At 31.9% G+C, this 14,339-nt stretch carries 11 protein-coding genes; 4 read left to right on the top strand and 7 right to left on the bottom strand.

Features of this window, described 5'->3' with window-relative positions; translation table 11 throughout:
• Positions 1 to 52: 52 nt before the first annotated feature.
• The 3 genes from A5893_RS03230 to A5893_RS03220 all read right to left on the bottom strand — a co-directional run bounded on the left by A5893_RS03230 (position 53) and on the right by A5893_RS03220 (position 6,139).
• Positions 53 to 4,165, bottom strand: coding sequence for a PKD domain-containing protein (locus tag A5893_RS03230; protein ID WP_068821094.1), 4,113 nt, complete (start codon positions 4,163 to 4,165; stop codon positions 53 to 55).
• A 143-nt stretch (positions 4,166 to 4,308) separates the two neighbouring features.
• Entirely contained in the window at positions 4,309 to 4,764 is a 456-nt protein-coding gene (locus tag A5893_RS03225; RefSeq protein WP_068821093.1) for a YHS domain-containing (seleno)protein, read from the bottom strand.
• A gap of 52 nt (positions 4,765 to 4,816) precedes the next feature.
• The gene (locus A5893_RS03220; protein WP_068821092.1) at positions 4,817 to 6,139 is read right to left on the bottom strand and encodes a DEAD/DEAH box helicase; all 1,323 of its coding nucleotides are present in this window, start codon (positions 6,137 to 6,139) and stop codon (positions 4,817 to 4,819) included.
• A gap of 235 nt (positions 6,140 to 6,374) precedes the next feature.
• Here A5893_RS03220 and A5893_RS03215 point away from each other — a divergent pair, with 235 nt between their 5' ends.
• Together A5893_RS03215 and lysS are read left to right on the top strand one after the other, a co-directional pair.
• Complete coding sequence (locus tag A5893_RS03215; RefSeq protein WP_068821091.1) at positions 6,375 to 6,905, top strand: RNA methyltransferase; 531 nt, start codon at positions 6,375 to 6,377, stop codon at positions 6,903 to 6,905.
• A 233-nt stretch (positions 6,906 to 7,138) separates the two neighbouring features.
• A complete protein-coding gene (gene lysS, locus A5893_RS03210; protein ID WP_068821090.1) occupies positions 7,139 to 8,857 on the top strand; it encodes a lysine--tRNA ligase in 1,719 nt (572 codons plus the stop codon).
• Positions 8,858 to 9,217: 360 nt separating this feature from the next.
• On the opposite strand, the gene A5893_RS03205 is transcribed toward lysS, so the two are convergent.
• Positions 9,218 to 9,874: a hypothetical protein gene (locus A5893_RS03205; RefSeq protein ID WP_068821089.1), complete on the bottom strand. Its 657-nt coding sequence runs from the start codon at positions 9,872 to 9,874 to the stop codon at positions 9,218 to 9,220.
• A 192-nt stretch (positions 9,875 to 10,066) separates the two neighbouring features.
• Here A5893_RS03205 and A5893_RS03200 point away from each other — a divergent pair, with 192 nt between their 5' ends.
• A complete protein-coding gene (locus A5893_RS03200) occupies positions 10,067 to 10,276 on the top strand; it encodes a hypothetical protein (protein ID WP_068821088.1) in 210 nt (69 codons plus the stop codon).
• An 80-nt stretch (positions 10,277 to 10,356) separates the two neighbouring features.
• On the opposite strand, the gene A5893_RS03195 is transcribed toward A5893_RS03200, so the two are convergent.
• Positions 10,357 to 10,920 (bottom strand): tetratricopeptide repeat protein, encoded by a 564-nt coding sequence (locus tag A5893_RS03195; protein WP_068821087.1) that lies wholly within the window; start codon positions 10,918 to 10,920, stop codon positions 10,357 to 10,359.
• 80 nt (positions 10,921 to 11,000) lie between these two features.
• Between A5893_RS03195 and ung the strand changes: the two genes are divergently transcribed.
• The gene (gene ung, locus A5893_RS03190) at positions 11,001 to 11,678 is read left to right on the top strand and encodes a uracil-DNA glycosylase (protein WP_068821086.1); all 678 of its coding nucleotides are present in this window, start codon (positions 11,001 to 11,003) and stop codon (positions 11,676 to 11,678) included.
• 22 nt (positions 11,679 to 11,700) lie between these two features.
• Here ung and A5893_RS03185 read toward each other — a convergent pair whose 3' ends face one another.
• Positions 11,701 to 12,786 (bottom strand): glycosyltransferase family 4 protein, encoded by a 1,086-nt coding sequence (locus A5893_RS03185; protein WP_068821085.1) that lies wholly within the window; start codon positions 12,784 to 12,786, stop codon positions 11,701 to 11,703.
• Between the two features lie 85 nt (positions 12,787 to 12,871).
• A complete protein-coding gene (locus A5893_RS03180; protein ID WP_198342247.1) occupies positions 12,872 to 14,317 on the bottom strand; it encodes a DUF4832 domain-containing protein in 1,446 nt (481 codons plus the stop codon).
• Positions 14,318 to 14,339: the final 22 nt, after the last annotated feature.

Raw genomic sequence — 14,339 nt, 5'->3', positions numbered from 1 at the left:
GTTTGTTTATTATATATTATACTACAATAACTAAATAATCATACTTATGGTTTTATCTAACTATTAAAACCGAGCCAGAATATTTTAACTCTCCTTGCTTTGCTGTTATAATATAATAATAGATTCCTTGCGGTAAATCTTTATTATTAAATTTTCCATCCCAAGCCGATGTGTAAGATAAAGCATTATAAACTAAATTTCCATCTCTATTAAATACTTGTATGGTAACAGATGGATAGCTGCTTAAATATTTAATATCCCAAATATCATTAACCCCGTCTCCATTTGGCGTAAAAGTATTAGGAATTTCAGGTAATAGTAAAACCTTGATAAACACATCATCTATATTTATGCAACCATTTTGGCTTGTTACTAAAAGCGTATATTTTGTGTCTTTGATTGGCGATGCAATAGGATTTAAAATGTCATCTTTATTTAAACCCGTTGAAGGTGACCATTTATAACTTAAATTATTTCCAGAAGCAGTAGCATCTAAAGTAATCTGTCCTCCAATTAAAATATTTTTATCAACCCCTGCATTTACTGACGGTGTCGGATTTACTGTAATATCTTGAGTTTTAAAATCACTACAACCATTGTCTCCTGTAAAAGTATAGGTAATGGAATGAGTACCTACTCCTGCAATTTTCGGAGAAAATAATCCACTGGCATTTATACCTGTACCAGAATAAGAACCTTTTCCTGGAAATCCGGTTGTTTCATTTGCTTGAGTAATGAGATAAGGCTCATATTCTTCACAAGCGGCAGTTAATACATTAAAAACCAAATTGGGAACAGCCTTAAGCGTAATCGTTTTGCTGATTTGACTCACACATCCTGTTGCACTTGTAGTAGTCATAACAACCTTAAAATCTTTAGTTAAAGGGCTATTAAATTTCGGGTATGCAAATTGATAAATTTTTGCAGCATCTGTTCTAAAATTTGGGTTATTATCTATTAAACCAAACACAGGATCATTTGGATGATTCACTGCATCAAATTGCCATTCTATTTTTGTAATCTCACCAAAGGCGATCGTGGCTTCATCCCTAAAAAGAACTTTAAAATTACTGCATAAATCATCATTAACAACACTGAAACCAGGATTTGGTAAGGCAGCACTCACGGTAAAAATTTTAGAAATAGTAGCACTACATCCATTTGCCGAAGTAACAGTTAATTTTACTGTATAATTTTGAGCGTATTTATATTGATGGATAGGATCTTTATCTGTTGAAGTATTATTTTGATTATCTCCAAAATCCCATGCATAAGTTAAACCTGTTGTAGAATTATTAAATGTAGAATTATTAGTGAATTTTGCCTCGCCATTAGGCAAACAAGCATTTGGCAATGCAAAATCTGGTTTTGGAATCGCTTTTAAAATAATAGTTTTAGAAATAGTGCTTACACATAAAACACCAGAATATGCTTTCATGGTTACTATAACACTTCTAGTTGCTGGAGAATAAAAAACCGGATATTGATGTGTATAAATTTTCGCTACATCTGTTCTTTTGTTTGGATCGTTATCAGTATCTATTAGTGTGGGTTGTAAATCATCGTAAATCCATTCTATTTTGGTTATTTCGCCAAAATCGACAGTGGAAACATCCCTAAAACTCACAATTTGATCACTACATAATTTAGTGTCATTTAAAACTTCAAAATTTGATTTTGGCGTACTTCCATTAACAGTAAATACTTTCGATAACGTAGTTACGCATCCATTGGCACTTGTTGTTGTTAATTTTACATCATAGTTTTTAGCTTGTGTATATTTATGTAAAGGATTTGGCTGTGTTGAGGTATTATTTGCCGGAGTTGAATTATTGTCTCCAAAATCCCAAACGTAACTTAAAGTAGAGTTATCATCAATAGTAGATTTATTGGTGAATTTAGCAGAAGCATCATTTAAACATATGTCTGGAGTATCAAAATCTACAATTGGTAAAGAGTTAATTTTAATTGGTTTCAACAATTTGTTGGTACAGCCCAAGTTTGTAATAACTGTTAAAGTAACATTATAATTTCCAACAGTATTATAAGCATGCGTTGGATTCTGAACATTAGATTTTGCTGAACCATCTCCAAAATCCCATATCCAAGATGAAATAGTTTGTCCAACCGCTGTTGTAGCATCTGTGAATTGTATTGCTTGATTTAAACAGGTAATTGCCGAAGTAGTAAATGAGACTACAGGTAACTGCATGACATCTGTAGTTTTAGTTGTTATATCAGACCAACATCCATCTTGGGATTTTACGGAAAATCTAATGTTCTTAACTCCTGTGGTAAGAAACTTAAAACTTGGATTTTGCAAAGTCGAACTTCCTTCACTGTTAAAATCCCATAAATATTCTTGTAATACAATCTTATTATCAACTACTACATTTGTAAATTTTACAGAATCACCAAAACAAGATTGTGATGAAACGTTAAAATCTGCAACTGGTTTTGGATTTACGATAAAATCAAAAGTAAATTCATCACCAGTACCGCAATCATCAGCAGATGGTTTTGTGGTTCTAACCTTGTAAGTGTAGGTGCTATCTTTTGTGTAAACTAAATTTGGAAGCAAAGAATAAACATAAGTTATCACTCCATCTTTTGTAGATTGTCCAATTTTATTTACGGTGATATATTTTAGACCAGTGCCATCTAACTTATCTAGTTGAAGGTCTAATGGTTCATAAGGTAATTTTAAATTTATATTATAAGGTGTACCAACACATCCGGTTGCCACACTTGTAGAATCAGTACCGTTTTTAACAGGATCAATTCCAAAAGAAGTTAAATTTGCACCTGCTGCATAACCATAGGATTCCGCAGCTCCAAAACCATAAGCAATGGCATTGAAACCAACATCAGAAGATAAGTTATGCGTACCTGCTTGTACAGATAATTGCGCATAAGAATATTGTAGATTTCCTGGTACAACTGAAAAATTACTTGAAGCATTTACTCCGTCCAATTTAAAATTTGCCACTCCTTCATTTTTAATGACCACATTTATGAAATGCTTAGTTATTAAAAATCGCGGTGTAGAATACATAGTGATTTGAGTGAGGGTTTGTTCTAAAGGATTCAAATAAATCATTTCAGGATCTCCCACATCCCCGCCGGCATTACTACAAGTAATAGATTTATTTTGCGTAACTGCATATTGTACCAGTTGAATTGGTTTATCTGAAGTAACCTGGTCTACTTGTTGGGAAGCAAAATCGTAATAAAGATTATTTACAAAACTGGTTGATGCAATAACTACCCCGTTTAATTTCACAATAGCAGTAGGGTCACTTTTCAATACCCTATAAATCACAAAATTTCTGTCTTTTTCAGGAACTGTAATAAAATTCTTACCCCATGTGGAGGTAGGATAAACTTGTTGGATTAAATTATCTGCAGAACCGGGCGCTGTAGTATTAGGAAAATTATAAGACAAGCAGTTAATAGAGATTTTACTACTTCCAGAAAAAACTGCAACTTTTTTACAAGTTCCGTTAGAGGAAATAGATTTAATTCTTGAGCCCGTTAAATCTCCTCCGTAAGAATTTCCGCCACTATTTGTAAATTTACCTAATACATTATAAATCTGACCTTTATTAAGTGTTACGGTGTGAGTAGTATTTGCTGTCCATCCACTTTGTGTATCTTGAGTTGGTGTAATTTCAACAGTGGTATTATCTTCAACAGCAACCACAAAAAACCAGGAAACCGCTCCGTTCGAATTAGATATTTGTTTGTAATTAATAGAATAATAATCTTTCCCCAAAGTGTTTACTGGTAAAACCAGCGTTGCACCAGAAACAGAAGAATCATAAATATGGGCATAAACAATAACAGGTTTTAAAGAGGTTACATGAATACCATTATTGGATAACCCATCTACATTTAAATGTGCAGAAGTGGGGATATCTACAGGAACAACAGTATTTGCCACAACCGAAACAGTTTGAGAAAAACCGAGGGCTGGAATTGTTACTGTACTTGTAGTATTTACATCTGAGGTAATATATAAAACCATGTCACCTACAGAAACATGCTTTCCATATCCAAGCCAAAAGTCAGTTCCCTTATTAGAAGAACCTTGCCCTAAGCAGTTAAATACAGATAAAAAGCCTATTAAAAATAGGAATATGATTTTTCTAGAATGAGGTATCAATGTGTGTTTAGGCCAATTTTATTAACAGACGAAAAATTTCTAGAATGGTTTAAATTGGGAGTGTAATTTAACGCTTTTTCTTGCAATAGAAAACAGCTAATTTTTTATGAAAATTAGCTGCTATTTTGACTTAGAACATTTAACTAATTGTCTTTCTTCTTTTCCTTTTCGACTTTATAATTTTTATCTGCTTTAATTATAAAACCTGGGATGTCTTTAGTCCACATTTGCTGAACTTTTTGATTATAGTTTAAATATAATTTCCCATCTATAACAGAAAAAACATCTGGCTCAGTTGGAGAAGCATGACCTTGAGCGTAACCAAAAGCACAATATCCACCATATTGGGGAGCATATTTATCTGGTGAAGCCTTAAAAGCTTTCATATTTTCTTTAGAACTAAAATACCATTTAGCACCGTTCCAATCATAACTAAAGTCTTTATTACCTTTTACAGCTTTATTTTCTTTAAAGTAAGCAACAACATCGTAACCTTTAATTGCGCCATCTTCGGTTTGAAAAATTTCCTTTTCTTGTGCCTTTAGTGCTGTAGTTAAGCCTAAAACCAAAAAGGTTAATATCATTATCGCTTTTTTCATAATCTATATTTTAAATTTAAATATCATCAATTTTTAGCTTCAAAAAAAATCATCATTCATCAACACCAATCTTATATTTTCTACCCTTTATTTTTTCAGGCTTAATCAGCGAAAGCGTTGAATTAACTTTTACTCTTTTAACCGCAACATAACTCATGTGGTCAAAAACTTCAATTAAACCAATATCTTCTTTTTGCAGATTTGCCTTTTTGTATAACAAACCAACCACATCAATTTTATTGATTTTATCCTTTTTGCCAGCAGCAATATAAATCGTATTCCAGTCGCTAGGGTCAAACATTTTAAAGTCCTCAACCACCTCAACTTCAATGGTTTTTCCCTTTACATAATCCGGCTTATATTCTTCGTCGGCTAAAAGCAAATAAGCTTTTCCTGTGGCTTTCATCCTTGCAGTTCTGCCGTTTCTATGCGTAAAAGATTCTTCCGTAAACGGAATTTGATAGTGAATAACTTGCTGCACATCTGGAATATCTAAACCTCTGGAAGCTAAATCTGTCGTTACCAAAACAGAAAAAGTTCCGTTTCTAAATTTCACTAAAGCTTTTTCCCTGTCAGGTTGGTCCATCCCACCATGATAAATTCCATTACTCATTCCTTTATTCCATAAAATATCACTTACTCTTTCTGCCGCTTCCCTATGGTTACAAAAAATCAAAGTTGGCCCTTTCGGGAATTCTGAAACCACCTGCATCAACAACTTTAATTTCTCTTTAGATTTTGAATGTAAAACCTTTAAAGCCAACTGCGGACTGTTTCCTTCATCCTTCAAAAAGTTGACATAAGTTAAATTATCAACCTTTGCGAAATTTGGCAACTCCTCCATTTTTGTCGCCGAAGTCAGTATTTTTTGTTTCAGTTTGGTTAAAGATTGGATGATAAATTCCATCTCTACCTGAAATCCCATCTCTAGCGATTTATCAAATTCATCTAAAATTAAAAATTCTACACCTGTGGGGTCAAAATTTTCATTTCTAATGTGGTAGCTAATTTTACCCGGCGTACCAATAATTACTGAAGGCGTTTCTGAAAGACTTTGCCCTTCTGTTTTTGTCGAATGCCCGCCATAAATGCAACTTACCTTAAAACCAGATTGCAACGATCTAAAAACTTGCTCTATCTGTAAAGCCAATTCCCTTGACGGAACAATCACCAAAATTTGTACTTTTTTTAAGTCTTTTTTTAACTTATACAAAAGTGGAATTAAAAATGCCAACGTCTTCCCCGACCCTGTCGATGATAAAACCATCACATCTTTACCGGTTTGTATCGCTTTATCCGTTGCCAATTGCATTGGGTTTAGCGCCTTTATATTTAATTGCTTTAATAGCGATGATTTATCAATTCCATTTTCCATTGCTGCAAATATCCTTAAATTAATTTTATCGTTTTAAAATAGATTTTTTTGACATAGTATTTTAGGAAGAAATTTAATTTGGGCGTTTTAACACGCTTTCCGCTGTATCTTTTTTTCTGAAAAGAAAAAAAGGATGCCACTGCAATCGTTAACGCAAAATCCAACTCACACCATTATACAAAAATTGGTTCTTCGTTTTTAAAGAAAACAAAAACCACATCTTATATTTGTAACAATGAGGAAACTAAAACTTGACGAGCTAAACCGACCAACTGTTGAAGAATTTCAAGAGCAAAAAAAATTACCTATCGTTATCGTTTTAGATAATGTAAGGAGTTTACATAATGTCGGTTCTGCGTTTAGAACTGCAGATGGGTTTGCCGTAGAAGCCATTTACTTATGCGGAATAACCGCCCAGCCTCCTCACCGTGAAATAGAAAAAACTGCTTTAGGTGCAACACAATCTATTAAATGGCTGTATTTTGAAAATGTAATTGATGCTGTAAATCAGCTTAAAGCGGACAATTATAAAATTGTTGCCATAGAACAAGCAGAAAACAGCATTAGTTTATTAGACCATCAGCCTAAAGCTGATGAAAAATATGCTTTATTTTTTGGTAATGAGGTAAATGGTGTGAGTGAAGATGTGATGCAACATATAGATACTTGTATAGAAATCCCTCAATTTGGAACTAAGCATTCATTTAATATTGTGATTAGTACAGGGATTGTTCTTTGGGACTTTTATGTTAAGCTGAGTAGTTAACCACAGAGCTAACGGAGTTTTTCACTGAGGATACAAAGTTTTCTTGCCACTAATTCACTAATTAAACATTAATCTGAATTAAAAATATTCTCAACATTTCACTAATTAAAGTTTGATAGGTTTAATCTTGTTAATCCTTAAATCGAGAAAATCAAGATTCAGACAAATATCACCTCAGATAATTTTTCATCATCAAATTTTAAAAACGTATTTTTGCCCAAATTTTTGATTTAATGAGTGCACTTTCAGAACAGGAAATACAAAGACGTGAGTCTTTAAACGAATTAAGAAAATTAGGCATAAACCCTTATCCTGCCGAGGAATTTGAGGTTAACGCCAATGCTATAGATATTTTAACAAACTACGAAAAGGATAAAACGGCTTATAAAACCATCAGTTTAGCTGGCCGCATCATGACCCGTAGGATTATGGGAAACGCTTCTTTTGTCGAACTTCAAGATACTACAGGCCGTATTCAGGCTTATATTCGTAGAGATGATGTTTGCCCTGATGATGATAAAACGATGTACAATATCGTTTTTAAAAAACTATTGGATATTGGCGATTTTATTGGTGTAAAAGGATATGTTTTTACCACCCAAACTGGCGAGATTTCTATCCATGTTTCTGAATTTAAAGTACTTTCTAAATCTCTCAAACCTTTACCTATCGTTAAACGTGATGATGATGGTAATATTTATGATGGTTTTACCGACCCTGAGATGCGTTACAGAATGCGTTATGTAGATTTAACGGTAAACCCAGAGTACAAGGAGATTTTCAAAATCCGCTCTAAAGTAATTAGCACCATGCGTAATTATTTTAACGACCAAGGTTGGATGGAAGTGGAAACGCCAATTTTGCAAGCCGTACATGGTGGCGCAGCTGCTCGTCCATTTAATACCCACCATAACACTTTAGATATGCCGCTTTTTTTGCGTATAGCTAATGAGCTTTACCTAAAAAGGCTAATTGTTGCGGGTTTTGATGGCGTTTATGAGTTCGGGAAAATGTTTAGGAACGAGGGAATGGACAGAACCCACAATCCTGAGTATACGGCGATGGAAATTTATGTGGCCTACAAGGATTATATTTGGATGATGGGCATGGTAGAGGAGTGCCTAGAAAAAATCACCTTTGCTGTTCATGGAAAATCTACTGTACAGGTCGGTGAAAATGTAATCGATTTTGCTGGTCCTTATGAAAAACTTTCTATGTATGATTCTATCTTAAAATTTACTGGGGTTGATGTTTCTGCAATGGATGAAATTGCTTTAAGAGATACCTGTAAAGAGATGGGAATTGAGGTGAATGATAGTATGGGGAAAGGTAAATTAGTTGATGAAATTTTTAACGAAAAAGTAGAGGATAAACTAATTCAACCTACATACATTACAGATTATCCAATTGAAATGACGCCGCTTGCTAAAAAACACCGTAGCAAAGAAGGTTTGGTAGAGCGTTTCGAGCTATTTGTGAACGGAAAAGAAATAGCAAATGCTTATTCAGAATTAAATGATGCCATTGACCAAAAAGAGCGTTTTGAAGAGCAACTGAAATTAGCGGCCCGTGGTGATGATGAAGCCATGGCGATGGATGATGATTTCATTAGGGCTTTGGAATATGGAATGCCACCAACATCTGGTTTAGGTATTGGGATTGATCGTTTGGTAATGATGATGACAAACCAGAGCAGCATACAAGAAGTATTATTTTTCCCTCAAATGAGAGCCGAGAAAAAAGCTAAGGTTTATACAGATGATGATTTTATTAATTTAGGAATTCCTAACGAATGGGTTCCGGTTTTAAGAAAAATGGGATTTAATACACCAGAAGAATTAAAAGCCGCAAACCCCAATAAAGTTTTTAATGATTTGGGAGGAATGCGTAAGAAACTAAAATTAGAAATTGCAATTCCTACAAAAGATGAAGTAATGGCTTGGTTTGAGTAGATTTTAAAACTTACGAAGTTTCAAAAACTTCGTAAGTTCATTTTATTAATTATTGAAGAACTCATCTCTATAAAGATGAGTTTTTTTATGCCTTAATATTTCAAAATCCAGTCGAAATTAGCACATATCAATAAATTAAAGGCTCATATACAAGTTTCTTTCCAATCCATTAATTAAGGGTCGATTTCTGTTATCCAGCATTTACATCTATTAAATACTTGGGATGCATATATCCCTATAACATCATCTATTTATGATCGACAAAGAATTTGCAATTTTTATTGTGATAGGCTTAGCTTTTAACCTAATAATTATGATATGTTTTCTTATTCAATTTTGTTTCGCTATGATGTAATAAAATCAATCTTCCATGCTTTTTCCTGCAGCTTGTAATAGGCCATAACAAATGGTAGCAACCAAAGAAAAGCAAAATCCAATTCCGAACCTTTGCGCTGGATAATCATAAATATACATCGCTATAAAAATAATATTTATAGCGTATAACAGTATAAAGATTGCTTTACTGAAGTTAGATTCATAAAATTCTTTCCTTATCCTTTTTATGGGATATGGATTTCCTAAATTGTTTTCTTTAATTGATAACCTAAACTGGGTTAAAAAATTATCAAATGTATGATCTGTATAAAAAAACAATCTCATCCTTTCTCCATTATTTCTCAATTTTAAAATAGTCATATTATCCTTTGTTAATCCATAATCCCATCTGTCTATTTTATCTAAAATTAACTCACTATCAGATGAATAAATAATTAGAACAATTGGTTGCTTCAAAACTAGCGTTACTTTTTTAGCATAATATTTTAATAAATGCTTTTGAAAAAACATATATGTTGCAAGCAGCAACAAAAATAAAATCGCACTAAATCTTCTACAATAAATTTCATTTAAACCTATCCAAACTAATAAATAATATATAGGAAATGGGATAACAAAAGCAGAAAAAAAGATGGCGATTTTTCTTAAAATATTGATTTGATAAACTTCATATGCCGTCATTTTTAATTATTAAAATGCCCTAAATTTTAAACAAAATAGATTTTAAATTGATGTATTTGAGATATAAAAATAATGTTTTATTAACATTTACTTAAAAAAGCAAATTTATATTAGAGAAGTGTGATAGGTTTTTAAATTGGTACGATTTATGAACTTAAAAACTTCTATATCAGGTATTTTAATTAAGAAATGATGACAAACTCTATATTAGAAATTACAGATCAAGAATATACTTTAAAGTTAAATAAAAGTGATTTTGATTTATCTTTTATTAGCTCTTTGATAAAAAGAATACAAAATGAGCAGACTTTCTTTAGCCGGATTTGGGAAGATGATGGAGATATCATCAGTAAAAGATCTTTCCAAGATGAAGACGGTTTTGATCATTTAAGTGAAAAATAAAAGGGAAGCATTTTAAAATACCTCCCTTTTTATACATTTACTCAAAGCTTTCTACTCACTACTAAATATTAATTACTTCTTTAATACTGCCTATAACTTCCTTTGCCACCACGCACTGTTTGCGTTTTATCCAACATATTCATCTGACCTTTCATCATCTTAATTTGGTCAGCCATTAATTTATTTTTATCAGCTTTTTCTGCCTCTTTTAATAAACGTGTTGCCTCTCTTTTATTTCTTTTGCCCATTTCTACGCCTGCCAAACTTAAATTTGCTAAAGCAATATTATGATCCATCGTTAAACCATAGCTTAAAGCTTTTTTAAAGTATTTTTCAGATTTCATAGGTGATTTTCTTGATTCTATCAAACCAATCAATAATTGATAATATCCATACTGACCTTTATAAAGCTCTTTATGGTAATCTTTTATTCCGTATAAAGTGGTTTCTGCTTTATCCATTTTCTCTTTTCTTAAATACCATTGCGCTAACAGCATTCTTTCATTGAAAATAAATGTTACGAAAACCAATAAAGCGATAAATATCAGCAGAATTCCCCATCCCCAAAAAGAAGAGAATACTATTAAGGCGATTGCTGCACCTAAAATAACACCTGCAATAATAATTCTTATAAAATTTGGCATATCTAGCTTAATTATTGTTTTAATTTTATTGGCGCAAATATCTATTTATTTACGGTTTTAATCAATAAAATATAACAAATATGTCGGTTAAATTAGAATCTTCTTGGTTAAAGGTTTTAAATCAAGAATTTGATAAACAATACATGAAAGAATTAAAAGAATTTTTAGTGAATCAAAAAAAAGATGGTAAAATAATTTATCCCAAAGGGGATGATATTTTCAATGCTTTCACTTTAACTCCTTTTGATAATGTTAAAGTTGTTATTTTAGGTCAGGATCCTTATCATGGTGCCAACCAAGCTCATGGATTATCATTTTCGGTACAAAAAGGAGTTAGGTTTCCACCATCATTAAAAAATATATTTAAAGAATTAGAAACTGATATTGAAGGTTTTAGAACACCTGAAAATGGTGATTTAAGTGATTGGGCAAAACAAGGTGTTTTAATGTTGAATTCTAGTTTAACAGTTAATGCTGGCGATGCAGGTTCACATCAGGAACAAGGTTGGGAAACATTTACAGATGAAGTTATTAAAGCTATATCAGATAAAAAGGAAAATATCATCTTTATTTTATGGGGAAAATTTGCTCAAGAAAAAGAGGAATTTATAAATACTAATAAACATCATATTATTAAATCAAAACATCCATCACCGTTTTCTGCATATAGTGGTTTTTTTGGTTCAAAACCTTTTAGCAAAACAAATGAAATTTTAAAAAATCTGGGAGAAACAGAAATAAACTGGAAAATAGACTAAAAAGATAAATCAGTTAAAATACCTAAATCAGTTGTTTATAAAAATCTATATATTTTGAGGCGGTTTCTTTGATGGTATATTTTTTTAAAACCTCTTTTCTTAACTCTTTAATTTCTTGGTGATTTAAACTATTAGCTAATGCTTCATCAATTAATTTGATAAAATCTTTAGCTTCAAACGAATCAGGTATAAAAACTCCTTCTACCCCATCTCCTATTTCATGATGAGGTAAAATATCGGATAAAACACATTTAATCCCTACAAAAAAAGCCTCTAAAACAGTTATTGGTAAACCTTCGTAATGCGATGTATTGAGAAAAACATTGCAATAAGCCATTAAAGAATAAATCTCTTTTGGAACTTTAATTCCTAAATAATGGATGTTTTTTACAGATTTAAATGAATTTAAATCCTCATCAGCGGTTTCTTCTTTTATCCCACAAATTAAAAAAGTAACATTTTTATCTTGATAATTCTTAGCTATTTCTACTGCTAAAGGATAATTTTTTTGATGTGATAATTTTCCTACCATCAAAATTAATTGATGTGAAGTATCAATTTTAAAATCCTTAAAGATTTGTAAGGCAGAATCATCAATCAAAGGCATTGCAATGCCATTACTAATTACTGTTTTTTTACAATCGCGGATAACGCTAGTAGCCATTGATGAATTTGAACAATAGATAGATGGTGTATGTAAATTAGTTTGGAGGGTTTGGTAATTCCATTCTTCGGGAGCATTATGAATGGTTAAAACCAATTTGTAATTTTTTCTAAATAGCTTTAGATATAAAGCAATTATCAAATGGGTAAACTGCAAATGCGAATTGATAATATCAGGTTTCAAAGAATTAAGACAACTATTCAGCTTTAAAAAACTCTGGAGAACACTCAAATTTTTTCCTGGCTTTCTATCTAAAGAATAAACCTTAATTTGATTTTCTTGTAATTGTTTAATTAAATAAGCCTCAAACGGCGAATGATTGAAATTATCTATTAAAATAATTGATACATCATTACCTAATCTTTTTTGTTCAATAGCTAATAAAACGACAAATGTTTGTGCACCTCCGGCATAAAGATTAGCTATAATGTGGCAAATTTTCATTTGTTATTTTTTTGATAAATCCATTAAAGATTCATCGGCTAAAATAATGATTTGTTTAAGCTTAAGAATAAAACCTTTATTATAATTAATTATCTAAACTGATTTGAATTTGATTGGTGATCATAAACCAGTTGTTTGCTGTTTTGCTATTGTTGGCAAATGCAATTTTAGGTTCAGCATCATTCATGCTGCTAAACATTCCTAAAGCTAATGTATAAGTTCCTTGATTTAGACCGGTAAGGATAATGTTATTAGTTTCAGTAGATAACTGGTCCGATTTCCAGTTTTTTGGAAAAGATTGAGTTAAAAATTTCTTTTGAACTACTTCTCCATTGCTATTTATTAATGCTAAAGCAAGATAACAATCTTCATAAATATTGGTCACTCCTTTATTTAAAATACTAGTTTGGATATAAAAAGATTGTCCGTTAACAATGTTTTTTTGAACATGTACATTCTTGATTACAAAATGATAACCTACTCTATTTGCAACTTGGGTGTAAAGTACAGTATTTGCATTGTACATATCTGCATCAAACTGTATATAACTTGGTTTGCCAATTTCTATATATTTTAAAAGCGTATCTGGATTCCAATAACCTTCCGATGTTAGCCATCCATAAGCAGCAGTATATTCAAAAATAGATGGAGCTTTTGTATGTGCTCTCGTTACCTCAGATCCATTAGAATATTTAAAAATTCCGTCACTTCGCATTCCAATTCCATTATCAACTGCCCATTGATAAGTATCATCATAAAAATGTTCTCCCCAAGGCGTAATCAATTGTGTGTTTGGAAACGCATCTTTATAAACCTGCAAATGTTGTAATTTTAATTGTGCAGAAGTCAAGTTTGTACCTCCTAACTCATATAAATGTTGCTCGCCCCAATTACCATAAGACCTAACATCTATAAAAGCAATATCCTTATTACCGTTGTATCTATTTCCTAAAGCAGTAATAAAATTCTTCAGTTTGGTTAAAAATATAGCATCTGTCCATATAGGTATAATTTGTTTAACTGTTTGCCCTGTTTCCCAATAAGTTGCGTTAATGGTGCGTTTTGCAGCACCTGCATCAAAAACCCATTTAGGAGTTACATATTTTCCTTTATCAGGTGTATTTATAGATCTGTTTGTGTTTGCGCTCATAATTCCGAAAGCGAACTTTTTCCCATTTGCCCTACACTCGGCAATCTCATTATCTATCCAATCCCAATTATAAACGCCTTCTTTTGGCTGTATGTCTGCCCAATCATACCTTATATATTTGGTACCAAAAACACTAGCGTATTGAGCATCAAAATCATAATACTTTACAAAACCTTTTCCTGGATTAAGCAAAAGTCCAAAGTTTTCAGTTGGATTTACATTAATGACATTTGAAGAATCAGAAATAGAATTTACGCTTAATCCCTGATTAGAAATATCAGAAATTGGTTTAAAATTTAAAGTAGATAAATCGTCTTTTTGGCAAGACATTAATATAATGGCAAGAGAACTAATTATTGAAAAGCTTAAAACTTGTTTCATAACTTCTACTATTTGGGGCGGG

The organism is Pedobacter psychrophilus (assembly GCF_001652725.1).
GTDB classification, from domain to species: Bacteria; Bacteroidota; Bacteroidia; order Sphingobacteriales; family Sphingobacteriaceae; genus Pseudopedobacter; species Pseudopedobacter psychrophilus.
The sequence above is the reverse complement of the archived record's forward strand: the minus strand, read 5'-3'. Positions and strand labels throughout refer to the sequence as shown.

Coding starts and splice junctions, on each gene's coding strand:
- A5893_RS03225 (WP_068821093.1), bottom strand. CDS start 4,764: ATGAAAAAAGCGATAATGATATTAACCTTTTTGGTTTTAGGCTTAACT.
- A5893_RS03180 (WP_198342247.1), bottom strand. CDS start 14,317: ATGAAACAAGTTTTAAGCTTTTCAATAATTAGTTCTCTTGCCATTATA.
- A5893_RS03200 (WP_068821088.1), top strand. CDS start 10,067: ATGACAAACTCTATATTAGAAATTACAGATCAAGAATATACTTTAAAG.
- lysS (WP_068821090.1), top strand. CDS start 7,139: ATGAGTGCACTTTCAGAACAGGAAATACAAAGACGTGAGTCTTTAAAC.
- A5893_RS03215 (WP_068821091.1), top strand. CDS start 6,375: ATGAGGAAACTAAAACTTGACGAGCTAAACCGACCAACTGTTGAAGAA.
- A5893_RS03195 (WP_068821087.1), bottom strand. CDS start 10,920: ATGCCAAATTTTATAAGAATTATTATTGCAGGTGTTATTTTAGGTGCA.
- A5893_RS03220 (WP_068821092.1), bottom strand. CDS start 6,139: ATGGAAAATGGAATTGATAAATCATCGCTATTAAAGCAATTAAATATA.
- A5893_RS03205 (WP_068821089.1), bottom strand. CDS start 9,874: ATGACGGCATATGAAGTTTATCAAATCAATATTTTAAGAAAAATCGCC.
- ung (WP_068821086.1), top strand. CDS start 11,001: ATGTCGGTTAAATTAGAATCTTCTTGGTTAAAGGTTTTAAATCAAGAA.
- A5893_RS03185 (WP_068821085.1), bottom strand. CDS start 12,786: ATGAAAATTTGCCACATTATAGCTAATCTTTATGCCGGAGGTGCACAA.